The sequence below is a fragment of the Streptomyces sp. NPDC014006 genome (assembly GCF_043088925.1).
GTDB lineage: Bacteria > Actinomycetota > Actinomycetes > Streptomycetales > Streptomycetaceae > Streptomyces.
Map to the genome: position 1 here is coordinate 579,595 of NZ_JBICAJ010000001.1, position 23,952 is coordinate 603,546.

At 73.9% G+C, this 23,952-nt stretch carries 15 protein-coding genes; 4 read left to right on the plus strand and 11 right to left on the minus strand.

Annotated elements, in window-relative coordinates:
* Positions 1-11: 11 nt before the first annotated feature.
* Positions 12-3,320 carry a type 2 lanthipeptide synthetase LanM family protein gene (locus tag ACF1GV_RS02630; protein WP_391677119.1) on the minus strand — a complete coding sequence of 1,103 codons (3,309 nt, stop codon included), beginning with the start codon at positions 3,318-3,320 and terminating at the stop codon, positions 12-14.
* Positions 3,321-3,519: 199 nt separating this feature from the next.
* Positions 3,520-3,750 (minus strand): mersacidin/lichenicidin family type 2 lantibiotic, encoded by a 231-nt coding sequence (locus tag ACF1GV_RS02635; RefSeq protein WP_391677121.1) that lies wholly within the window; start codon positions 3,748-3,750, stop codon positions 3,520-3,522.
* A 937-nt stretch (positions 3,751-4,687) separates the two neighbouring features.
* Between ACF1GV_RS02635 and ACF1GV_RS02640 the strand changes: the two genes are divergently transcribed.
* Positions 4,688-5,746, plus strand: a complete 1,059-nt coding sequence (locus ACF1GV_RS02640; protein WP_391677122.1) for a PucR family transcriptional regulator — start codon at positions 4,688-4,690, stop codon at positions 5,744-5,746.
* Positions 5,747-5,868: 122 nt separating this feature from the next.
* Here the strand turns inward: ACF1GV_RS02640 and ACF1GV_RS02645 are convergent, their stop codons facing one another.
* Positions 5,869-6,027, minus strand: a complete 159-nt coding sequence (locus tag ACF1GV_RS02645; protein ID WP_391677123.1) for a hypothetical protein — start codon at positions 6,025-6,027, stop codon at positions 5,869-5,871.
* Between the two features lie 65 nt (positions 6,028-6,092).
* Positions 6,093-6,740 (minus strand): ANTAR domain-containing protein, encoded by a 648-nt coding sequence (locus ACF1GV_RS02650; protein WP_391678462.1) that lies wholly within the window; start codon positions 6,738-6,740, stop codon positions 6,093-6,095.
* 286 nt (positions 6,741-7,026) lie between these two features.
* Between ACF1GV_RS02650 and ACF1GV_RS02655 the strand changes: the two genes are divergently transcribed.
* Positions 7,027-7,380 carry an STAS domain-containing protein gene (locus ACF1GV_RS02655; RefSeq protein WP_391677124.1) on the plus strand — a complete coding sequence of 118 codons (354 nt, stop codon included), beginning with the start codon at positions 7,027-7,029 and terminating at the stop codon, positions 7,378-7,380.
* On the plus strand, positions 7,377-8,321 hold the full coding sequence (locus tag ACF1GV_RS02660) for an anti-sigma factor RsbA family regulatory protein (protein ID WP_391677125.1): 945 nt from the start codon (positions 7,377-7,379) through the stop codon (positions 8,319-8,321). Before ACF1GV_RS02655 ends, ACF1GV_RS02660 begins: the two co-directional genes overlap by 4 nt.
* A 57-nt stretch (positions 8,322-8,378) precedes the next feature.
* Here ACF1GV_RS02660 and ACF1GV_RS02665 read toward each other — a convergent pair whose 3' ends face one another.
* The 5 genes from ACF1GV_RS02665 to ACF1GV_RS02685 form a co-directional block, all read right to left on the minus strand.
* Complete coding sequence (locus ACF1GV_RS02665) at positions 8,379-9,416, minus strand: rod shape-determining protein (RefSeq protein ID WP_391677126.1); 1,038 nt, start codon at positions 9,414-9,416, stop codon at positions 8,379-8,381.
* 154 nt (positions 9,417-9,570) lie between these two features.
* Positions 9,571-13,884, minus strand: coding sequence for an SAV_2336 N-terminal domain-related protein (locus tag ACF1GV_RS02670; RefSeq protein WP_391677127.1), 4,314 nt, complete (start codon positions 13,882-13,884; stop codon positions 9,571-9,573).
* Positions 13,874-14,884: a MoxR family ATPase gene (locus ACF1GV_RS02675; RefSeq protein ID WP_363264609.1), complete on the minus strand. Its 1,011-nt coding sequence runs from the start codon at positions 14,882-14,884 to the stop codon at positions 13,874-13,876. Before ACF1GV_RS02675 ends, ACF1GV_RS02670 begins: the two co-directional genes overlap by 11 nt.
* Positions 14,885-14,908: 24 nt before the next feature.
* Positions 14,909-16,558, minus strand: a complete 1,650-nt coding sequence (locus tag ACF1GV_RS02680) for a trypsin-like peptidase domain-containing protein (RefSeq protein WP_391677128.1) — start codon at positions 16,556-16,558, stop codon at positions 14,909-14,911.
* Positions 16,555-17,019 carry a CU044_2847 family protein gene (locus ACF1GV_RS02685; protein WP_391677129.1) on the minus strand — a complete coding sequence of 155 codons (465 nt, stop codon included), beginning with the start codon at positions 17,017-17,019 and terminating at the stop codon, positions 16,555-16,557. Before ACF1GV_RS02685 ends, ACF1GV_RS02680 begins: the two co-directional genes overlap by 4 nt.
* Before the next feature lie 157 nt (positions 17,020-17,176).
* On the opposite strand from ACF1GV_RS02685, the gene ACF1GV_RS02690 reads away from it, so the two are divergent.
* Positions 17,177-20,812: a S8 family serine peptidase gene (locus ACF1GV_RS02690; RefSeq protein ID WP_391677131.1), complete on the plus strand. Its 3,636-nt coding sequence runs from the start codon at positions 17,177-17,179 to the stop codon at positions 20,810-20,812.
* Positions 20,813-21,069: 257 nt separating this feature from the next.
* Here the strand turns inward: ACF1GV_RS02690 and ACF1GV_RS02695 are convergent, their stop codons facing one another.
* Positions 21,070-22,428, minus strand: coding sequence for a carboxyl transferase domain-containing protein (locus ACF1GV_RS02695; protein ID WP_391677133.1), 1,359 nt, complete (start codon positions 22,426-22,428; stop codon positions 21,070-21,072).
* Positions 22,421-23,869 (minus strand): acyl-CoA synthetase, encoded by a 1,449-nt coding sequence (locus ACF1GV_RS02700; protein ID WP_391677134.1) that lies wholly within the window; start codon positions 23,867-23,869, stop codon positions 22,421-22,423. Before ACF1GV_RS02700 ends, ACF1GV_RS02695 begins: the two co-directional genes overlap by 8 nt.
* Positions 23,870-23,952 lie beyond the last annotated feature (83 nt).

Here is a 23,952-nt window from a genome sequence, read left to right on the forward strand (position 1 = left end):
GCTCCCTTCCCTCAGCCCTGCGCTTGCCACCGTGGAGGAGCAAGGAGGAGGACGGACGGCACCTTTTCGGGCTCGGCCAGCCGGAGCAGCTGGTATCCCATCCCCGCCAGTCCCGTCATGAGCCCGGGCGTCTCGACTCCGTGGGGCACTCCGGTCACAAAGCCCTTGGCCTCCACGCTCGCCACGACGGACGCCGTCGCTCGTTCCAGAGCCTGGTGATCCTCAGGTCTGCCGAGCACCCGGGCCGCCGTCAGGAGAAGCTCCAGGTTCCCCAGTGCGCCGTGGCAGAGCGAATGGTTCATGGCGAAGCCGTACCGTTTCGTGGTGCCCAGCGCGACGTCGATGTCGTCTCGTGTCGCCGAGTCGCACAGCTGATCCAAGGTGACCAGGCGTGCCAGACCGATACCAGGGGCGCCGTGACACCAGGCCACCATGCTCTGTCGAGGTGGCTCGGTGGCCGGCTGGGCGGGAGCGGCCCGGATCGCCCGGGGCCCGAAGACGCGCAGGTCGGCCCAGTTGTTCAGTTCGGGAACGAAGAGGCTGCGGTCGTAGCCGAGGGCGCCGAGAGCGGCGCGCCGGAATCGGTCCTCGCCGCTCCGGTCGGCCAGCTGCAGAAGGCTCAACGCGATGCCGGCGGTCCCGTGGGAAAATCCGCCCAGAGGCGGTTGGTCCGCGAGTGTCGTCCAGGCGATCCCCCGATGCGCGGGCTGTGCCGTGGCCAGGAGCCGCTCGCCGCACTGGAGCGCCACGTCCAAGGTCCGTGGTGACGGGCGGACCGCGTGCAGGCTGAGCAGTGAGAGGACGCACCCGGCCGAGCCGTAGATGACGTCCAGCGACTGGTCCCTGGAGATGGCCGGTGGCAATTGCCCCGCCAGTTCGTCCGCTTCGTCGAGGAGATCCTGCTCGGCCCACAGGACCCCCAGGCAGGTGAGGGGGTAGACGACCGAGGCCGGGCCGTCGAACGCTCCGACCGTCGGAGCGGACCCGTTCGTATCGGGCTGTTCCCGGAGCCATTCCCGCGCTTGGACCCGGGCCGCCGCCAGTGCCCGGCGTGCCAGGAGCGTGACGGAGGGCTCCCCGGTGATCGCCCCCAAATAGCCCAGGAAGAGCGCGATCCCGCTCGTACCGGAGTAGAGATCACTGCCTGCAGGGAACAGACCCCAGTTCGATTCGTCCAGCGGGCCCACGCCGAGCCAGTACGCGCCGCTGTCGTTGTGCAGGGAGAGCTCGCCCAGACGCCTCCCGACGGAGCTCGCCAGTGCCAGCAGCCGATCTCGCTCCACCCGTTGCGCCCCCCGGGGAAGACGATTCACCGACGGAATCCGCACCGGCCGGCCGAGCCTGTCCTCATGGGCCATGAACAGCGTGGCCAGCGACGCCTCGATGATCCAGCTCTGTTTGGCCAGGTCGTCGTCACCGAGCTGCTCCACTCGCCGCCGGACCAGTTCGAGGCTGGGCGCTTCGAGGAGGTGTTCGTAGCGCTTCCCCTCGGTGTCGAGAACCGTCCGGCTGCCTGGGCAGGTGGTGAACAGCGGGATGTCACCGTGCCACAGGTTCCGCCGCTCCGCCGTGAAGAGGGGAGCGAGATCGGGACGCCGCGCCGTTTCGGTCCACAGGTGGTCGAAGAAGCGGTCACGGTCGAGCGCGTCACGCAGCAGGTCCGGATGGAAGCTCTCATACCAGAGGAGGCCGTACACGTTCGTCGAGCGGACGACGACACGTGTCTCGGTCTCGGCGAAGCGCGGGAGCTGCTCGGCGAGCAGAGCCGCCCTGTTCTCGCAGAGCAGCCGGTACATGCCGGTGAAGCCCGAGAGCACGGCGTCCTTGTACTCCCAGACCTCGACAGTCCGGTCACCCAGACGAGGTCGGTTCTCACTCGCGGGTAGTTCGGCACGCCGCCGGACTATCCGCATCTCGTCCGTCCTCGGGTTTTCCCAGCCGACGAGCCGATGCGGGTTCGTCTGCCCCGGGGGCCCGCCCAGGCCGCTCATGTCCACGCCGATGGAATCCTGGTCGGACCACACACGCCTCGGCAGCATGCCGACCTGCCACACGGAACGATCCAGCGCCTGCGCCGCGAGGTTTTCCCGGATCGGTCCCGTGGCCTGGACGTGAGGATGGAACAGCGCCTCCAGGTCCACGAGCATCGGATGCTCGCCCGCAGCGATCAGGTTCTCGTTGTGCAGGTCGGCGGCGTCCAGGGCGTACAACAACGCCAAAAAGCTTCCCTGACGCTCGTAGAAGCGCACCACCTCCTCCTCGCGCGTGCAGGGAGCCGCGTCGACGAACTCCGACCAGCCATGGTTGCCGCAGTCGACCACCTTGAGCGGCCGGAGGCCGGGTTCGGCCCCCCGGGCGTTCAGCCAGGACAGCAACTCCTGGAAGCGCATGTCCACACCCAGCGACCTCGGCTTGTACAACAGCTTCATACCCGAGTCGAAGCGCAGGAGGAGCACACTGCGACCCCGACGATGCCGGTCTCCCTTTTCGGCCTCCACGTCGACCAGCAGCCCGGGATCGCCCCCCGAAGCGAAAGTCTTGCGGACGGTCTGCCAGTCGGCGCACAGATGCGTCAAGAACTCGTACAGATAGTCGGCCCACTGTTGTGTCGTGAGCACCAGTTGTTGGGCAAGCACCGGGTACTTGGCGAGGAGACCCACGATCGAGCCCTCCTGGCCGAGCCGCCTGATGAAATCCTCGAAGCGTTCCTCCGGTGTCTCCCCGCTCAAGCGTGCTTCCAGGCGCGCGACATGCAGCTCGAGCAGGAGCGGTTTGCTGAGCTGGAAGAGGATGAGGTGCACGAGATTCGCGAGGAAAACTCTCGGTAGCGTTTTGATTGCGAAAGGGAGAAGCCCGAGCTCTTCGCCGAGCCGGTGCACCCTTTCTCGCAGCTGGTCGAAGAAGTAGCCGAGGAGCGGGCTGATCGCCGTCAGGCTTCCAGCGAGTGGGTGATCGGCCTCGGTCTTCTCGAGTTCAGGCGCCAAGTCCTCGGCGCAGCGCGCGTGCGCGAATGCCTCGCGCAGAACGATGAGCCAGTCGGGGGTGGTCTGGACGCGAGCCTTCAAACTCCCCGCAGGCTCCGCCAGCAGAGCCAGCAGATCACCCTCGGAGAGCGAGTCGAGTGCCAGTCGCTCATCGAACAGCTCCTGGTGAAAGGGCTTCTGGGCTTTCCAGGCACGCAGACGGCCCGACGCTGCCCGGAGAAGGTCCGAAGTGAGAAGAGCAGTCCCCGTTGCGCGGGCGTTCGGCGTGCCGGCGCGTTCAGGAAGGGGAATCGCCCGGTACCACTCGGGGGCCTGCCACACCTCTTCCGCTCTCATGGCCGAGCGGCTCCCCTCGACATCCACCCTCTGCCGGGCCTGTACGTCAGTGGGGGCTGCCGGACGGAACGTCTAGCAGCCCTCGCCGCGTTGCCTTGATCACTGACCTCCAGCATCAGGCGGGTCCCTTTGGCGCAACGACTGCTGTGCGACGCCGTACGTGCAGCGGGAGGCTCACGTCACAGCGCCTTCACGACGACTAGCAGCTGGCGCAGGGGTTCTGCGAGTTGCCGCGCGTCGTGACACAGGTCTTCGTGTTACACCCGACGCTGGCTCCGCTCTGGGCGCCGCCCATGACGTGACCCAGCTCGGCCTCGGTCAGCTCAATGACGCCCGCCGGGTTCTCCGGCAGGTCGGCCAGTTCTGCAGCGCTCAGGCTGCCACGGTACTCCGGGTCCTCCCAGGCCCGGACGGTCTTGCGGAGACTCATGGCGCACTTCCTGTCTTTGTCGCTTGTCTCGTCGACCGTGAGGTTGACCGCCGTTCAGCGGCGCAGAGCCACCTTCCCGAAATGAGGCGACGGTGGCCCTCGCCTCGAAGCGCGAGCCGTGGTCACCCACAGCATGGTGGTCACTCACAGCGTGAAGTCGGGCTTCGTTGCTTCTTGAAGAATCGGCAGTGCCGCACCACCCCCTGACGATGGGCGTGGAAAGCGGATGCCGCGAGAGGTGCATCGGTCCTTTGAACCCCTATGGGGTCGGGAAATAACCGTCCTGGCAACACAGTTGTTGTCCGAACTTTTATGCTTTTCAAGCCTTACGCTTGCCGTTACGGTATGTCAAGAAGGCACCGAATTGGTGACATTGGGTGACCGAGGACTGTGCTTTTGGTGGTGCCCGGCGTCCTGGCGGAGCCGGTTCGTGATCGACGAGCAGCCGCCCGCATCGCGCTTTCCTCGCGAAGGAGGGTGTCCGCGTCGGCCCTCGCGGCGGGGCAGGCGTCTTGATCGTGACGAGCAGGGCGATCCGGTTCGCGGCCTCGACGGACACCCTGTGGACGGCGCCGCCGCCGAGGCACTGCGTGCCGTGCGACCGGACCGGTCCTCGATGCGCGACCGGCACCGGAACCCCGAGGCGGCGGTGCGAACGACCCGGAACAGGGGAATCGGTGGCGGCGGCGATCATCGACATCGTCCGTTCCCCTGTGCCGCGCGCGGCGTCCGTCGCCGGTGCACCGCCGACAGCCGGGCTCCGGACCGGGCACCTGCCGGTGTCCGGCATCGGAACCCGCCGCCGTGCTCCCCGCAGGCCATGATGAGCGACCGCGGCACGCTCGCGCATTGCCGGTGTCGAGCAGTGTTCCTTAAGGTCTCCCTGCCAGCGAATCGTCAGGAACACGTCAGCGGCGCGTCAACATCAGGGGGAACAGTGGTGGAGCGTCAGGATCTTCGGCAGTATCTGGACGGCTTCACGGAGATCCTCGACGGCGTCTCGGCCACCGGCCGCCGCCTCACCCGCGACGAGATCGAGTCGCGACGTGCTCTGGGCGAGCTGGCGGCGGAGGCGGGTCACGGCCTGCGCTCCCTGGTCAGCGCGCACCTGTCCGCCGCATGCGCCGTCTGGCCCCGCGTCCCCGGCCCGACCGGCAGCACTCTGGCCGCCGTCCAGCAGGTCGTCGACGCCTTCGCCGAGGGCTACGAGCGGGCCCAGCTCCTGGCGGTCCGTCAGGAGGAGGCGGCACGCCGGGAGTTCATCGACGACCTCCTCTACGGCCGCAGCGATCTGGGCCGCCTCGCCGAGCGCGCCGAACGCTTCGGCCTGCGCCTGTCCCACGCCCACGCGGTGGCCGTGGCGCAGGGACCGGCCACCTACAACGAGGGTGACCCGGTGCCCCGGCAGGTGGAACGCGCCCTGATGGCACGCTTCGGCAACCGCAACGTCCTGCTGACCACCAAGGACGGCCGGCTGCTGTGCATCGCCCCCGGCCACGAGGACGACATCCTGCCCTACTTCGCCAAGCAGGCCCACGCCGCCACCGACGGCGGCCAGGTGGCCATCGGCCGCCCCCAGCCCGGCCCCGGCGGAGTCGTCCAGTCCTACGAGGAAGCCCTCAACGCCCTGGAACTGGCCACGCGCCTGGACCTCGACGAACCCGTCCTGCGCGCCGCCGACCTGCTCGTCTATCCCGTCCTCACCCGCGACCGCCAGGCCATGGCCGACCTCGTCCTGGGCACCCTCGGCCCGCTCACCACCGCCCGCGGCGGCGCCGGACTGCTCCTGGACACCCTCAGCGCCTACTTCGACTCCGGCTGCGTGGCCGCCGAGGCCGCCCGCCGCCTGTCCCTGAGTGTGCGGGCGTTCACCTACCGGCTGGAACGCATCCACCGACTCACCGGCGCCAACCCCGCGGACCCCGCCCACCGGTACATGCTGCAGACCGCCGTGATCGGCGCCCGGCTGCTGGACTGGCCGGCCCAGGCCCTGTGACCGGCGCCGCCGGGACATTCCTTCCGGACGCTTCCTTCCCGGGTCGGGCCTGCCTGGCGCGCTGGCGGTGGTCGCCGCACCGAGGCGGCGGCCACCGGGGCCGGAGGCGTACGCCGCGGCGGTCAGGGCTTGGCCGCGGAGGTCTCCGGGGCGTCGTTCTCGCGTTCCCCCTCCGCCTGCGACGGCGTCGTCTGCGGGTCCGTCGGCTCGTCGGTCGGGTCGTAGGCACCGCCCCCCTCGCGGTCGCCCTCGGCCTGGGACGGGGTGGGTTCGGTGGTCATGGTTTCCTCCCGGGTCCGTCGGTCGCCGTCCGGGTACCCCGGGGGGTCACCCGCCCACACCGGTGTCAGGACCGGTGGTGGGACAGAGCCGTGCGCAGCGCCGAGCGGATGTCGTCCGGCAGGGGAGTGCCCTCGCTGCCGGCCCCGGCCGTGACCATCGCGGCCACCGTGCGCAGCTTGGTGTTGGACAGCTGGGAGGTCTCCCGGAGGATCGTCCACGCCTCCTGGGAGGTGCAGCCGTGCGCGGCCATCAGCATGCCGCGCGCCTGGTCGATCACCGGCCGGGAGGCGATCGCCTGGCGCAGCTGCGCGATCTCCTCCCGGAGCATCCGCAGCCGCTCCGCCCGCTCCAGAGCCACCGCCGAGGTGGTGCGCGGCGGCGGGCCGGCCGGTCCCGCACCGCCGTGCGCGGCGCTGCGCAGCGGCTCCTCGGTGTCCAGGCCGGCCAGCTCCAGGATGCGGCGCGGCTGGCCCTGCCAGTGCGCGGTCCGCACCGGCACCCCGTGCCGGTGGCGGTGGTCGTCGAGCAGGTCCAGGAAGCCCAGCCCGGCCGTGTCCATGAAGTGCACCCCGGACATGTCCAGCTCGATCTCCCGCACCTCGTCCGGCAGCTCCCCGAGTGTGTCCGCCAGGGTCCGGGCGCAGCCGTGGACCAGCTCACCGCGTGGTCGCAGCTCGGCCCGCCCCCCGCTCACGCGGGCCTCGACGACCAGCGTGTCCAGCTGCGCGGCCAGCGGCGGCCGGATCGTGGCCGTACGGTCTGCGTTCCGGTGGTCTCCGACGGTCGTCACGGCGTCGCGTGCCCCCTGTGCCTTTCGGTTCGGTGTACTGCCCGCGGTCTCCCGCGCCCCGCGAGGCCCTGGGTACCTCGCCGTCACGGCGGCGCCTGCCCGGAGTACTGTCTCCTACACACGTGCTCCCGCACGGGACGGGGCGGCGCCGGGCGGCATGGCCGGGTGCCGGACGGGTAGACGGAGATCATCGAGGGGGGTGACGGGTATGGCCGACCTGGACGGGGTGCCGGCCGCGCCCGTCGACCCGATGCCGGCACTGACGCTGGCCCCGCTGTCCGGACGGACCGGCCTGCGGGCCGCGGGCGAGATCAGCCTGGGGACGCGCGGGGAGTGGGAACGAGCCCTGCGAGATGTGCTGTGCGAGGACGATGATGTGTACTACCTGGAGCTGTCCGCCGTGACCTTCGCCGACGTCGCCGGGGTCGGTGCGCTCGCGGACGCGGCCCAGCGGCTGCCCGACGGCCGCCGCATCGTGCTGCACCGGCCGCCGGCCGTGCTGAGCAGGGTGCTGGAAATGTTCTGGCCCGGGACGGCGGCGATCGAGGTGTCGATGTCATGAGTACCAGCGAGGCTCCGGCCCCCGCCGACCCGTTCGTCCACCCTGCCCTCTTCTACCGCGACCCGCAGGAGTACATCGACGGCACCGTCCCCTTCGTGCGCGCCGGACTCGACGCCGATGAGCCCGTCGCCGTCGCCGTGCCCGGCGACAACCTGGAACTGATCCGCGCCGAGCTCGGCGACGACGCCCGCCGGGTGCGGCTGCTGGACATGCGCGAGGCCGGACGCAACCCGGGCCGGATCATCCCCGGAGTGCTGCGCGCCTTCGCCGACGCCCAGCCCGCCGGGCGCCGGGTGCGGATCATCGGCGAGCCGATCTGGGCCGGGCGCAGCGCCGTCGAATACCCGGCCTGCGTGCAGCACGAGGCGCTGATCAACGCCGCGTTCCAGGGCCGCGAGGCGACCATCCTGTGCCCGTACGACGTCGTCCGGCTGCCGGAGCGCATGGTCGCCGACGCCTACGCCACCCACCCCACGGTGATCCCGACCGGGGCCGCCGACGAACGCCGCAGCCACGCCTACGCACCCGCCGAGGTCGTCGCCCGCTACAACGAGCCGCTGCCGCCCGCCCCGGACGTCGCGGAGTGCGCCTTCGACAAGACCACCCTCTCGGCGGCCCGGCACCACGCGGTCGGCGAGGGAGCGCGGCTCGGGCTGGAGGGCGTACGGCTGGACGACCTCGCTCTCGTCGCAGCCGAGCTGACCACGAACAGCGTGGTGCACGGAGACGGGGGCGGCACCCTGAGGGTGTGGGCCGAGGGCGGGCACGTGGTGTGCGAGGTGCGGGACGGCGGGCGGCTCGCCGACCCGCTGGCCGGTCGCCGGCCCGTCCCGCGCGACCAGCGCGGCGGCCGCGGCCTGCTGCTGGTGAACCTGGTCAGCGACCTGGTGCGGATGCACACCGCGCAGGACGGCACCACCGTCCGCGCCTATCTGGGCTAGAGGGCGACGCCGCCAGGGGGTGAGACCCCCCGGCGGCCGCCTGCCGGGACACGCGGCTCAGGGCGCCAGCGGGTCCAGCTGCAGCGGTTCGATACGGCCCTCCAGCATGGCGCCCAGGCCCTGTGCGGCGCAGATGTCCGGCCGGTCGGCGATGTGCACCGGCATCCCGGTGGCCTGACGCAGCATCTGGTCGAAGCCGGGGAGCAGGGCGGAGCCGCCGACCATCATGATCCCGCGGTCGGCGAGGTCGGCCACCAGGTCGGGCGGGCAGTCCCGCAGCACCTTGCCGATGCCGTCGAGCACCGCGGTCAGCGGCGTCTGGATCGCGTCCCGTACGGCAGCGGTGTCGATCCGGACGCTGCGGGCGAGCCCGGTGGCCACGTCCCGGCCGTGGATCTCGGTGGACACCGGGCCGTGCGGGGAGAGCCCGTTGCCGGACAGGGCCAGCTGCAGCGGCCGTACGGACTGGCTCGGCAGCATCAGCTCGTGCTCGTGGCGCAGATGCTGCACGATCGCGTGATCCACGGCCTCGCCGCCGACCGGGATGCGTGCGGCGGTGACGATGGAACCGAGGGAGAGCACCGCCACCTGGGTGGCCGCCGCCCCGCACACCATGATCATGGTGGCTTCGGGGCGCTCCACCGGCAGCCCGCAGCCGACCGCCGCCGCGATGAGCGTGTCGACCAGTTCCACGCGCCGCGCGCCGAGCCCGACCAGCGTCTCGATCGCGGCGCGCTGGGCGAGCGGGTCCGCGTCGTGCGGGGTGCAGGCGGCGGCCCGGAGCCGGGGCTTGCGACGCAGCTGGCGGCGGATCTTGTCGCCCAGCAGGTGCCGCAGCATGCGCTGTGCCATCTCGATGTCGACGACCGTGCCACCCGACACCGGGCGCACGACCCGGATGTAGTGCGGGGTGCGGCCCGTCATCTTCTCGGCGAACTCGCCGACCGCGATCAGCGCGCCGGTGCGGGTGTTGACGGCGGCGACGGACGGCTGGTCGACGACGAGCCCCGCGCCCTTGACGTAGACGCGGGTACGGGCCGCCCCCAGGTCGACGGCGAAGTGGCAGCGGCGCAGCTGCTCCAGACTGGCGGTCATGGCTGGCGGTTCCTCCCGTAGGTGGCGGGCCTGTTTCGCATCCTGCGGGTGGGAAGTGGACGCCGCTTGCTGAAGGGGGCCGGGTGGGGTGCCGCTGAACGGGTGTTTCCGTGATCCCCTGACACCCGCCCCCCGCACCGGAGCAGACGGAGCGTCAGCGGGGCGGCAGGGCGCGGGCCGCCTCCAGCAGCGGATCCAGTGACCGGACGGTGATCTCGCAGCCCGCCTCCCGCAGCTGCCGCTGAAGGGTCGCGGTGCGGGCCAGGCCCACGAAGGGCAGCCCCAGCCGCCGCGCCGCCGCCAGTTCCGCGGGCGAGGACCCGATCAGCACCGCGGCCGAGGCGGCAGCGCCGTCCAGCGCCCGCAGCAGACAGTCCGGGTCGGGCATCAGCCGGGTGAGGTCGTCGCCGCGGCCGTGGACGCCGTCCAGCGGCAGCCGGTACGGCTCCAGATACCGGTGTACGGCGCGCTCGGACACGTCCGTGACCACGCGGACCCGGCGCCCGGAGCCGTGCAGGACGCGGATCAGCGCGGCGCAGTGGTGGGTCGTCGGTGCGTCCGGCACCGCCGCCAGTTCCAGCTCGTCCAGGCGGGCCCGCAGCAGCGGCCCGAGCCGGTCGCGGGCGAAGGTGCGCAGCACGTCCAGCGGGTGCACCGACGCCTCCCGCACCGCCTCCACTGCCAGCGGACGGCCCGTCAGCGCGTCCTCGGGATCGCGGTGCTCGCCGACCAGCGCGAGCAGGTCGAGCGCGGCCGCGCGGGCCGCCGCCGCCGAGAACAGGCGCGCGACGGGCCCGTCGAAGCCGACGAGCACGGTCTCGGCCCGCGCGAGCACCTCCGGCGGTGAGACGGCGCCGGGCGGGTGCGGCGCCGGAGCGCTCGTCCCTTCCGGTGCCAGCCGCACCGAGCAGCTCACCGCGAGCCCCGGCAACGGCCGGCCGCGCAGTTCGTTCTTCACGGCACGTTCCGCCCCGGTGGCCCGGCGCAGCGTGTGCCGCGCGGTGATCCGCCCCGCCTCCCGCCGTACATGCGCCAGCAGCCGTGCGGTGACGTCCGCGACCTGCGCGTGCACGAAGGCCACGGGATCCTCGACCCGCCAGGACAGCTCGACGGTTGCGGTGAAGACACCCTTGCCGGAGCTGGGCAGGGCCATCTCGTGCCGGATCTGCTGGGGGGTGAGGTCGACCTCGTAGTACGTCGTGGCCCGGCCGACGCGGGTGCCGGCCGGGTCGAGGAGGGTGAGGGGGCCGTCGGCGTCCAGGTGCACGATCGCCGTGCGCCCCGGGGCCGGGATGCCGAGCTCGCGTACGTCGCCGGCGATGAACGGTCCGCGGACCAGGTCCCGTCGCTCCTCCTCCGCGGCCGGCGACAGGGCGCAGTACCAGGCGAGGGGCGGGGCATCGGGCCGCGCCCCGAGCAGCGGCCGGAAACGCGGCGAGCGCGCCGCGGCGGAGCTGGCGGCGAACTCGGCGTACAGGGCGGGCGGTACGACGACACCGCGGCCGTCGGGCAGTTCCTCCGGCGGGAGGTCCGGCGCGAAGGTCACCCTCAGGTGGGGCCGGCCGGAAAGGACGCCGGGGAACGTGCGCACCACCGAGACCAGGACGGGAAGCAGGTAGGTGCCGGGGGCGGTGTGCACCAGGTAGCCGTTGTCGCGGACGGACACCTCGTACCGCTGCGGGGCGAGGGAGCGGGAGAGCACCTCGTGCACGGCCGCTTCGAGGGTGATGCGGGCCTCGGGGCTGCCGGTGAGATCGTCGGTGAGGAAGGAGACCGCCGGCCGCGGCGGCGCGGGGTCCAGCAGAGCGGTGAGCCTGCCGTGCAGGGAGTCGAGTTCGGCGCGGGCGGCGGCGGCGGCCGGACCCGGAACGCCGTCCAGGACGGCCCCGCGCCACAGCGCCAGTGCTTCGGCCGCCAAGTGGTCGCAGCGCGCCGTGTCCCCGGCGGCCCGGGACGCCTCGGCCTCGGCGGCGAGCCGGCGGGCGAGCAGGACGTCGAGCTCCTCCTCCGCGGGGAAGGGGCGCAGCCGGACGCTGTCACCGTCGACGCTGATCTCGGCCTCCGGGCGCAGTGCGGCCCGCAGCTCCCTGACCCGCCGGTCGGCGTCGGCGCGGCCCCCCAGCCCGGCGGCCAGCTCGCCGCGGGTGACGCTGCCACCGCCCAGCAGCAGCATGCTCAGCACCGCGCTCGCCGAGGGCCCGCCGGCCGGGACCTCCCGTCCGGCCCGTGCGACCCGCACCGGGCCCAGCAGCGCGTAGTGCAGCCGCTCCTGCGGCAGCACCAGACGGCGCAGCCGTTCGGCGCCGCGCTCCTGCGCGTCGGCGAGGTCGGAGAGGAGGTCCGTCACGGCCTCGGCCAGTTCACCCGCCAGGGGCGGGGGCAACTGCTCCGCCCGGTACGACGCGGACACGATGCCGCCCAGCGCCCGCAGGTCCTCCGCCCGGCTCCCGGTGCCGACGCCGAGGCCGTCGAGGCAGGTCAGCACCGGCCCGCCCGGCGTGATCAGGACGTATGCCGGGTCCAGCCGGCCGTGCGGACGGCCGTGTGCGTGCAGGGCGTTCACCGCCTCCACGAGCGGCGGGACCACCTCGACCAGCTCCTCGGCCGTGAGGCCGTGCTGCCGGCGCTCCAGCAGCTCCGGCAGCGGCTGGCCGTCGACGTACTCCCGGACGAGGTAGGTGAATCCGCCGGCCGTCCCGTGGTCGCGGATCGCGGCGATCCCCGGGTGATGGACCGCCGCGAGCCGCCGGGCCACGTCGGCGAAGGTGCCGTCCGGCCACATCAGCAGGCTGTGCCGGCGCACCACCACCCTCGCGTCGCCGTCCTGGGTGTCCTCGGCGAGACGGCTCGCGCCCGCGACACCGAGGCGCCGCAGGAGCCGGTACCGCCCCGCGAACAGTTCCCCCTCGCCGCCGCCCTCCGCCAGCCGCCGTACGCTGTCCCGGCTCACGTGGGCGAACGGTTCGGCGTCCACTCCTGTCGGGCGGCCCGACGCCGCCGGGGTCGAGGCGCGGAACTCGCCCGGTGCCCGGCCCGCCGCCGTGTCGATCAGAGCACCGACCTGCTCCAGGAGTTCGGTCGTGCGGCCGTGCGCCGAGCGGGGCAGGCCGCGCAGCAGCAGCTCCCGTACGCCGGGCCGGAAGGCGTAGGAGCCCGCCGGGCCGGGCAGCGCGGTGAGCATGCCGCTGAGGATGACCTCGGCCAGGTGCTGCGGCCGCGGCTCGGCTTCCACGGCCCGCTGCACCAGCCGCATCACCGGCAGGTCCGGCCGGCCGACCGCGAGATGCCCGGCCAGCCGGAACGCCTCCGGCGACGCCGTCGCGCGAAAGCGCAGCACCAGTTCCTCGGCGGACAGCCCGGAGACGTCGGTGCGGTCGCCCGCGTCGGCGGGCAGCGGCCGGCGCAGGGCGGCCCCGGCCGCCGGGACCCCGGTGCGGCCGGGCCCGGCGAGCAGCGCGGCCCAGTTGGCCAGCCAGCGCGGCCCCGGCTCCAGCACCGGCAGCACCAAGGTCGTGTCCGCCTCGTACGGGTCGGGCGGCTCGTACGGTGTGAAGGTGAGGGCGGCCGCCGGGGCCGCCGGGTGCGGGGCCGACAGCCGGCCCGGGACCGCGGGCAGGGCCGTGTCCCGCCACAGGTGTTCCGGCAGCGGCTGGACGACCGCCACCGGCATCCGGCCGGCCCAGCGGCGCAGGGTGGCGTACCAGCGGCTGCCCGCGGGCCCTTCCCGCCACTGCGGGCCCATGCAGTCGCTGACCAGCAGCAGCACCGTACGGCCGTCGGCGGGCGTGGCCGGGACGCGCACCGTGCCGTCGGGGTCCGCGCGGTACAGGGTGACGGTGCGGAACAGACCCGACTGGGCCAGGGTGGTGTGCAGTTCGCGCACCAGGGGCCGCCACACCGGCATCGTCGGCCCGGCGTCGTGCACCAGGTGCAGGCGCAGCCAGCGCTCGCGGGCCGGGCGCAGCACCGGCAGCCACCACTGTGGGTCCGCGCCCAGCCGGGCGATGCGCTCGGCGGTCGCCCGCTCGTCGAGTTCACGGCCGGTGGGGGCGTCGACGCGGCGGCCCAGCGGGCGCAGGGCGCGCTGCAGGGCCAGCGGGCGGGGCAGCATCGGCGGCGCGGGCGCCAGCAGCGAGGCGTGCGGTGCGGCCGGTGTGCCGGGCGCCGGTCCGGCGACGGGCAGATGCAGTGGGGCGCGGGGTGGAGTGGGAGCGGGCTCCGTCCGGGGCGCGGGCGCCGGGAGCGGCCGGTCGTCCGGTGCGGGCAGCGGCCGGGCGCCCGCCGCCGGCGGCTCCTCCGTCAGCGGCTCTTCCTCGCCGCCGTCCTCCATCTGCCGGGCCAGCCACAGCAGTTCGGCCAGTTCCAGCGCGGTCGGCCGGGGGCCGCCCGCCGCCTCGGCCAGCACGTCCGCCAGGTGGCCCAGGGCCGCCGGCAGGGCCGGCGGGGCGGGGGAGGACTCAGAAGACATCGGCCTGCGCGCCCTGGCCCAGGTACGGCATCAGCCGCTCCGCCAGCTCGTCCAGGGACGTGGCGTCCAGATCGGCGGAACGGGCCAGGTAGATCGCGTTCAGCAGCTGGTCGGTGGCCAGGTCGCCGGCGCCCGCCCGGGACAGGAACCGGTCGATCAGCCGCCGCGCCCGCTCGTCCGGCTCACCCAGGTGCGCCCGTACGATCTCGGCGAGATGCCCGTCGTCGGGCTGGCGCAGCCGCAGGGTGACGCAGCGGCGCAAGAATGCGGGCGGGAACTCGCGCTCACCGTTGCTCGTCAGCACCACGAACGGGAACGCCCGGCAGCGCACCCGGCCCCGCTCCACCGGCACCCGCTCGTCGGTGCCGTCGATCATCACCTGGGCGCGGCCCTCGGGCGAGTGCCGGGCGGAGCGCACCAGTTCGGGGATCTCGTACTGGCCCTCCTCCAGCACGTTCAGCAGGTCGTTGGGCAGGTCCAGGTCGCTCTTGTCGATCTCGTCGATGAGCAGGGCGCGGGGGCGCGCGTACGGCAGCAGGGCGGTGCCGAGCGGGCCGAGGCGCAGATGGTGCTCGATCCCGGCGTCCGCGGCCTGCGGCCCCTGCCGTGCCGCGTACAGCCGCGACAGCGGGTCGTACTGGTACAGGCCGTCGTGCAGGGTGGAGCGGCTGGTGATATTCCAGCGCAGTACCGGGCCCAGCCGCAGCTCCCGCGCCACCGCGTACGCCAGCGAAGACTTGCCGGTGCCGGGCGGGCCGGTGACCAGCAGCGGGCGGCGCAGATAGAGCGCCGCGTTGACCAGCTGGACGGTCTCCCCGGTGGCCTGGTAGGTGGCGGCGCGGTGGGCGCGGTCGGGGGAGACGGCGGCGGCGTCCGCGCGCTCGTCCGGCACCGGCAGCACCGGGCCGCCGTCGAAGGCGCGCCAGGGCGGGGGCGGCGGCAGCCGGTCGACGCCGTCGTGCGGCTGGCCGGTGCCGGTGTAGACGGGCCACAAAGGCATGGGTTCCTTGGCTCCAGGGTTTTCTCAGGCGACCGGGGTGTGCAGGCTCGCGGCGGGCTCCGGGAAGCAGCGCGGGTCGTCCCACAGCAGCTGCAGCTCGCGCGCCCAGTGCCCGTCCGGGTCCTCGGCGTCCGCGGTCAGCCGCAACTTCTGCACATGCCGGGGCAGTTCGGCGGGGGGTACGCCGGTGAGGGACGCCGTCAGCTCGTCGAGGAACACCGTGCCCGCGCACGGCCCGTCGTGCCCGGCGACGGGGCAGCCGGTGCGCCGCCACAGCAGGACCGGCACCGGGACGGTGAGCGAGACCGCGAAGTGCTCGGCCGCCGCCGTGGGCGGCGCGGCGAAGCCCGCCAGGTGCGCGTCCCCGTCCCACAGCCGTTTGCGCAGCCCGCCGGGGCGCTCCCGGATGCCGCACTCCACGCGGTGCACCGTGGCGCCCGGCGAGGCGTCCAGCTTCTGCCACTTCTTGCGCAGCTGGTGACGCAGCCGGCCGCTGCGGTGCCGCGCCCGGTCGGTCACCACCAGCGGATAGGCGCAGCCCAGCGGCGTACTGTCGTCCGCGCTGCACTCCCACTGCGCCACCGGCTCGTTCAGCCACTCGCGCGGCAGGACGAACGTCACCAGCTCCTCGGCGTCCGGCGCGAGCTGGTCGGCGGCCTCGTCGAGGCTCTGCTGCACGTAGGCGCGCACCGCGCTCCTCGGCAGCCGGCGTACCGCCACGGGCCGCCGCCGCCCGTCGCGGTACGCCGACACCTCGACGGTGACCTGGTCGGGCCCTTCGCCGCTGTGATCGATCTCCACCACGACCGGCGACCAGACGGCGGCCGGCTGCGTGGGCAGCGCCCCGTCGAGGAGTTCCTCCAGCCGGTCGGCCAGCCGGGTCGCGGCCTCCGGCTCGGGCACCTCCCACTGCACGTACGCCGCCGCAGCGGACAACGAGGCGAAGCCGCCCGGGGGCAGCGGCGGCCCGAACGCGCCCACCGCGTCCCCGTACAGCCGGTTCGCGTCGCACGCCTCGCCCCGCGCCTCGGCCCGCCGCACCAGCGCGTACAGCCGGCGCAGCGTCTCGGGCCGGTGACCGGTCGGCACCAGCTCGCCGAGGCCCGGCCAGTAGCGGGCCATGACCTCGGTGGGCAGCATCCGCCCCACCCGTACGTCCCGGCCGCCCGCGACCGCCGTGACCATGCCGACGACCGAACCGTCCTCCAGCGTCACCGCGGCCCCGCTGAACCCGGCCGCCAGCGGCTGCCCGTGCCCGGTCAGCGCCTCCAGCTGCACCCACTCGTCGGAGATCCGGGGGCCGGGCAGGGCCCGGTAGGAGGCGAGCATGCCCTCGTCGTAGCCGCGCGGGAAGCCATAGGCGACGAGCTGCCGGCCGCCGCGCTCGGCGCCGGGCGGCGCGAACCGGGCCGGGGCGAGGGGCACGTCCTCGGACAGCTCCAGCACCGCGAGGTCGCCGGGGTCGGCGGCGCCGCCCCGCCAGCCGCCGCGCACGGCCACGGTGGCCGGTAACTCGCCCAGCCGGCGCCAGTTGGGGAAGGTCACGCCGACCGGGGCCGTGCCGGCGTACCGCACCACGTGCGCGCAGGTGAGGACATGGCGCGCGGAGACCAGGAACCCGGCGCCGACCTCGGCGCCGCACGCGACGCGCGCATGCCAGGCGGTGCCGCTCATGACGAGATCTGCTCCGGATCAGGCCGCCGCGGGTCGGGGTGGCGAACGTCTTCCGGCTGAGCGTCGGCCCGTTGGGCGTCCGCCTGCCCGGGCACCGGCCGTTCACCGCCCGGCGACCAGCTCAGCTTGACCACCAGGTGGGCCTCCGCCGCGCCCTTGGCGATGACGGCTCCCGCCTCCGCGCTCATCTTCACGCCGAACTCCAGCTCCACCGCGTCCGGTCTGAGCGCGCCGCCGCGCAGCACCCGCAGCGCGGACTCGGCCGCCGTGCGGACGCCCGTCAGGGAGTCCTCGAAGGTACGCGTGGCCCGGGCCGTCCCGCCGCGGGAGACGAGCCGCGCACCGGCCTCGTCGTCGACGCCCTCCACCATGACATGGGCGCCGTCCGTGGTCGTGAACTCCACCAGTGGTTCCATCGCGCGCCAACTCCCCCGTGCCGTGGTGACCTTGCCTGCACTCATTGTTGCCGACGGTGCCGGGTGCGGTGTACCCGGTTCCGCCGCCGGTCGCCGGGTGCCTGGCGGAAACCCGCCAGGCACCTTTCCGCCGCCTCCCGTCAACTCCCGGTGCTCACAAGCCCCGTGACACTCGTCGGACACACGACGAAATGAGGCGTGGATGAGCACAGGACCAGTCAGACGCGGGGCGAGTCTCCTGTCGGCCGGGCTCGTGATCGCCCTGCTGCCCGCGGGTGCGGGCGCGGCGGCCGGCGGGACGACGGCCACCCCCGCACCCGCCGCGAACGCCGCCCGTACCGCGGACGCCGCCCGTACCGTCACCCTCGTCACCGGCGACCGGGTGACCGTCACCGACCTCGGCGGCGGCAAGCGGACGGTCACCGTGCAGCGGCCCCGGGGCGCGAGCGGCGCCGTGCGCACCCAGAGCGCGAACGGCGAGATCAGCGTCGTACCCGACGAGGCGCTGCCGTATCTGCGGGCGGGCACCCTCGACCGGCGGCTGTTCGACGTCGGCGCGCTGATCCGGCAGGGGCTCACCGACGACAAGGCGGGCGCGCTGCCGCTGATCGTCACCTACGGCAAGCAGGTACGCGCTGCACTGCCGCGGGGCGCCGAACGGGTGCGGGCGCTGCCCAGCGTGCGGGGCGACGCCGTGCGGGCGCCCAAGGGGCGCGCCTTCTGGCAGGCGGTCACCCGGCAGGGCGGCGTGGAGAAGGTGTGGCTCGACGCGCGGGTCACGGCCGACATGGCCGAAAGCAACGCACAGATCGGCACACCGAAGGCGTGGGAGGCCGGGCTGACCGGCAAGGGCGTCACCGTCGCCGTCCTCGACACCGGCGTCGACCTCACCCACCCCGACCTCGCGGACCGGGTCACCGCGACGAAGAGCTTCATCGAGGGGCAGGAGGTCGCCGACCGCAACGGCCACGGCACCCACGTCACCTCCACGGTCGGCGGCAGCGGCGCCGCCTCCGACGGCCGGGAGAAGGGGGTCGCACCCGACGCCACGCTCGCGGTCGGCAAGGTGCTCGGCGACCAGGGCTCGGGCAGCGAGTCGCAGATCATCGCCGGCATGGAGTGGGCCGCGAAGGACGTCCACGCCAAGATCGTCTCCATGAGCCTGGGCTCCACCGAGCCGAGCGACGGCACCGATCCCATGGCCCAGGCCGTGAACACGCTCACCCGCGAGACCGGCGCCCTGTTCGTGATCGCCGCCGGCAACACCGGCGCGCCCTCCTCCATCGGCTCGCCCGGCGCCGCCGACGCCGCGCTCACCGTCGGCGCCGTCGACTCCGCCGACGAGGCCGCGTACTTCACCAGTTCCGGGCCCCGCTTGGGCGACAACGCCCTCAAGCCCGACATCTCCGCGCCCGGCGTCGACATCCTCGCCGCCCGCTCCCGGCTCACAGCGGGCAGCGGGCCGTACACCACGATGAGCGGGACGTCGATGGCGACCCCGCACGTCGCGGGCGTGGCCGCGCTGCTGGCGCAGCGGCATCCGGACTGGACCGGCGCACAGCTCAAGGACGCGCTGATGTCCACATCCAGGCAACTGATCGCGTCGGCCTATGCGTTGGGCAGCGGACGGGTCAGCGTGCCCGACGCGATCGACGCGACCGTCACCGCCACCGGCAGCGCCGACCTCGGCTACTGCAGCTGGCCGTACGACGCGAACAGGCCGGTGACCCGTACGCTCACCTACACAAACTCAGGCGCCACGCCGGCCGAGTTGAAGCTCTCCGTGACCGGCGCGCCGGTCGGTGTCGCCACCCTCGCCGACGCCACCCTGACCGTCCCCGCGCACGGGACCGCCTCCACCACCGTCACGGGGGATGGCGCCAAGGCCCCCGTCGGCACCACCAGCGGGCAGATCGTGGCCGCCGACGCGTCCGGCACGCCCGTCGCGCACACCGCGTTCGGGCTGGTCAAGGAGGAGGAGCGGTACACGCTCACCGTGCACGTCAAGGACCGCGACGGCGCGCCCACGGCCGCCGACCTCACCGTGCAACACCTCGCGTCCGGCACCGACCCGTTCCCCGCCCGGGTCGGCGACTCCGGCACCCTGAAGCTGCGGCTGAAGCCGGGGTCGTACAGCCTGACATCCTTCCTCGACGTGCGCGGCAGCCCGGGCGCCGACTCCCTCGGCCTCGGCTTCCTCGCCGCCCCCGAGGTCACCCTCGACCGCGACCGCGAGGTCACCCTCGACGGGCGCACCCTGCGGGAGGTGAGGGCGGACGCCGGACGGCGCACCGAGACCCGGCAGCTGCTCATGGAGTACGACCGGGACGCGGGCGGCTCCGACCTGTTCGGCGCGGTCCAGGTGCCGGTGACCTTCGACAGCGTGTTCGCGGCGCCCACCCGGAAGGTCGCTCAGGGCACCTTCGAGTACCGGACCGTGTGGCGGCTCGGCAAGCCGCTCATGGAAGTCCGCGGGATCGGGGAGGCCCTCGCGCAGCCCGGCGGGGCGCTCACCGACGGACGGCTGCGGCTGCCGCTGGCCGACGTCGGTGACGGTCCGCTGACCGGCGTCGCGGGCAGGGCGGTCCTCGTCCGTCTCACCGACGGCACCGACCCGGCGGCCCTCGTGCAGGCCGCGCAGGACGCGGGCGCCAAGGCGCTGTTCGTCACGGACGCCGCACCCGGCCGCCTGAACGCCTGGTGGGGCGCCGACGACGGCGGCGACCGGCCCTTCCCGATCGCCACGCTGAACACCGCCGACGCGCGGCGGCTGCGTCAGGCGGGACGCGTCGACCTCACCGTCACACGCGACACGCCGTATGTGTACGACCTGTCCGAGGGACACCCGGGCGCGATCCCGGACCGGGACCTCACCTACGCGCCCGGAACGCGGCAACTCGCCTCGGTCGGGGTGAGGTTCCACGCGGCGAAGCCGGTCTCCGGCGGTGAGTTCCGGTACTCGATCACCGGCACGTTTCCGGTGGGCATCGGTTTCCAGGAGCGCGCCGACTTCCCGGCCGAGCGCACCGACTACGTCTCCACCGGCCCCGGTCAGCTGTGGCACGAGTCGGTGACGGCCGCCGACGGGGCGCTGGAGGAGCGCAGCGGGCTCGTCGCCTACCGGGGCGGCACCCGGCCCGAGCTCAACTGGTTCCGGCCGGTGTGGCACCCCTGGCTCGGCACCGGGCTCGGCTGGGGGCAGCAGCGCACCGGCAGCCGATTGCAGTTCAACACGCCCGGCTGGGGCGACTCCGGGCCCGACCACACCGGCTTCGGCGACGTGTGGAGCGAGGACAGCGGCATGAGCCAGACCACCTCCGTGTACCTCGACGGGACGCTGGTCGACCAGGGCCGCGGCTCCGCCGCCTACGTGTGGGACGCCCCGGCCGACGAGCACGAGTACACCGTCGTCACCGAGACGGCCCTCGACGCCGACCGCTGGGGCAGGGCCACGCGGGGCCGCTCCGAGTGGACCTTCCGCTCGGCCGCGACCCCCGGGGACCGGCAGACCTTCCTGCCGCTGATCAACCTCTCCTACGACGTCGGCACCGACCTCACCGGCGACGTCCGGGGCGGCGGCCGCGTCCCGGTGGGCCTCAGCGCCTCCTACGTCGAGGGCGCGCCCGGTGCCGGCACGCTCGGCGGCGGCCGCCTCGAGGTGTCGTACGACGACGGGAAGACCTGGAGTCAGGTGCCCCTCGACGGCTCCGGCGCGTCCTGGCGCGGCGCGCTCACCGTGCCGCGCGGCGCCGCCTCCCTCTCGCTGCGGGCCTTTGCCCGTGACGACCGCGGCGGCTCGGTGCGCCAGGAGATCCTCCGGGCGGTGGGTGTGAAGTAGCCCGGTACGGATACACGGACGGCGGCGCCGCCTCCCTGGGACGGGGAGACGGCGCCGCTGTCTGCTGCCTCGGGCCTTCGCCCTCAGACCAGCCAGCCGATGAAGTGGACCAGGCCGGCGAGGACGTTGGTGAGCAGGTTCATGATCGTGCTTCTCCTTGCGGTGGTGCATCGTGTGGGACCTGTGCGTCAACTACGGTCTGCAGCCCGTCGCTTGCACACCGTAAGTATCGCTGCTCCCGCCCGTCGCAGTCGCTCTCAGGAGTGACGATCACCTGTTCCAGGGAACAACTGCTTGCCTGTTCGGATCACACGCAGTTCCGCCAAGTCCTGTGGGCGGATGCGGAGTTGGTCCGCCGTCGCCTCGGTCTCCTGCGGCGGGCGCTTGAGGATGGCGGCGGCGAGCTCCGGCGCGATGACGGAGAAGTAGCTGTCCGGGGTGGCCCACGTGGTGCCGGGAGCCGCGAGCGCCAGCGCGCCGCCGGAGCCGCCCTCGCCGATCACCAGCGTCGTCACCGGGGTCCGCGCCGACGCGACCGCCGCGAACACGTCCGCGATGGCCGGGCCCGCGCCCTGCCGTTCGGCCTCGGCGTCGTTGGCCGCGCCCGGCGTGTCCACCAGCGTCAGCACCGGGATGCCGAGCCGGTCCGCGAGCCGGATCAGCCGGGCAGCGGTGCGGTAACCGGCCGGCCGGGTCGCCGTGCCGGTCTGGGCGGCGTACGCGACCGTCCGCCCCCCGTGCTCACCGAAGCCGCAGAGCATCCCGTCGGGATCGAAGCCGCCGCAGCGGTCGCCGGAGACCGACACGCGCTCGGTGAAATAGGCCTCCAAGTACGCCTGGGCACGCGGGCGTCGCGGGTCCCGGGCCCGCTTGACCGCGTCCCAGCCCGAGACCGGCAGCTCGCGCGCCCCGAGCGCGGCCGGCACCGGCGCGGGCGCCTCGGACGGGCGCGTCAGCAGCCGCAGCCAGCGCCCCAGCACCGCCCGCAGTTCGCCCGGCTCCACCACCGCGTCCGCCGACCCCGCCGCCACCTGCGCCTCGGCCGTGTACGCGGCCGGGTCGGCGTCCGGCGGCCGCACCCGGGAGCCCGCGAAGCCGACCTGGGCGCCGGGCAGCGCGAGGACCACGTCGGCGCCCGCGCCGAGCGTCGCCCAGCCGCCACCGGTCGTCGGATCCCGCAGGACGGCGATCTGCGCCAGACCCGCCTCCCGGGTCAGCGCCGACTGCCTTGCCACCCGCTGCAGTTGGGTGAGCGCGAGCATGCCCTCCTGCATCCGGCTGCCGCCGGTGGCAACCAGCGGCACGACGGGCAGCCGGTGGGCGCGGGCATGGGTGTACGCCTGCTCCAGCCGGTCGCCGGTGCGCTCACCGAGGGAGCCGCCGAGGAAGCCGAACTCGAAGGAGATCAGCACCGCCCGGGTGCCCTCGACGGTGCCCGTGCCGCAGACGACGGACTCCTGCTCGCCGGTGCGCTCGGCGGCGCGGGCGCGGGCGTCGTCGTAACCCTGCCAGCCGAGCGGGCCGTCGGGCCGCGAATGCCGCTCGGGGGCGGGCAGTTCGGTGAAGTCGTCGGTGACCAGGGCGAGGGCCGCCCGGGCGGACGGGCGCTCAGTCATGGGCCAGCGCCCGCTTCATGATCTTGCCCATGTCGTTGCGGGGGAGCGCGTCGAGGTAGCGGACCGCGCGGGGACGCTTGTGCGGGGCGAGCCGGTCCGCGACATGGCCGGCCAGCTCCTCGGCGGACGGTGGCGCCTCGGGGTCCGCCGGGACGATCCACGCCACCACCCGCTCGCCCAGGTCCGCGTCGGGCTCCCCGGTGACGGCCGCCTCCCGCACGCCCGGGTGCTCCAGGAGCGCGTTCTCGATCTCCCCGGCGCCGATCTTGTAGCCGCCGCTCTTGATGAGGTCGGTGGCCTTGCGTCCGACGATCCGCACATATCCGTCCGCCTCGCGCACCGCCATGTCCCCGGTGCGGAACCAGCCGTCGCCGGTGAACGCGGCGGCGGTGGCGTCGGGCCGGTTCAGGTACGCGGTGAACAGGTTCGGGCCGCGCACCTGGATCTCACCGATGGTCTCCCCGTCGTACGCGGCGACCGGGGAGCCGTCCTCCTGCACGAGCCGCAGCTCCACGCCCGGCAGCGGCACGCCGACCGTCCCCGCCCGGGGCTCCCCGTCGGCGCGGACACTGGTGTTCATCAGCGTCTCCGTCATGCCGTACCGCTCGATGACCCGCCGCCCGGTCGCCGCCGCGATCCGCTCGTGGTCGTGCACCGGCAGCGCGGCCGACCCCGACACCAGCAGCCGTGCCCCGGCCAGTGCCTTCGCCAGCTCGGGGTCGGCGGGCAGCGACTCGGCGATGCGGTGGTACATGGTCGGCACGCCGAAGAGCATGGTGGCGCCCGCGCCCAGCTCCCCGGCCACACCCTCGGTGCTGAACCTGCCGAGATGGCGCGCCGAGCCGCCGCGGCGCAGCGGGCCGAGCACGCCCAGCACCAGCCCGTGCACATGGAACAGCGGCAACCCGTGCACCAGCACGTCCGCGCCCGTCCACTGCCAGGCGTCGGCGAGCGCGTCCAGGGTCGCGGCGATCGCCCGGCGCGGGATGACGGCGCCCTTGGGCGGGCCGGTGGTGCCGGAGGTGTAGACGACCAGCGCGGGGTCTGCCTCGCCTGCGGCCCGGTCGTCGGGGACGGGTCCGGCGGCGCGTACGTCGACGTCGACGCGCTCGTACCCGTCCAGGGCCGCCGGGAGATCGTCACCGGGGGCGGCCAGTACGAGGGCGGGCGCGCTGTCGGTGAGGATGTGCCGCAGTTCCTTCTCGCCCGACTTAGGGTTGAGCGGGACGGCGGCGGCACCGGCGAGGAGTACGCCGACGACGCCGACGGCGGTTTCCAGCGCGGGGGTTGCCCAGACGGCGATCGGGCCACGGCCGCGCACCCGCTCCCCGACGGCGCCGGCCGCGGCGGCGAGTTGCGCGTAGGTCAGGACGCGGTCACCGAAGCGGAGGGCTTCCTGCTCGCCCGGGTGGTCGGTGAGGGCGGGGAAGAGGGAGGGCACGGGGGCTCCTTTGATCGGGGGCTGCGAGTCCTTCCTACCCCGCGGCGCGGTCTCGTCTGCGGGGTTTCTGATCGTCGGCGGGT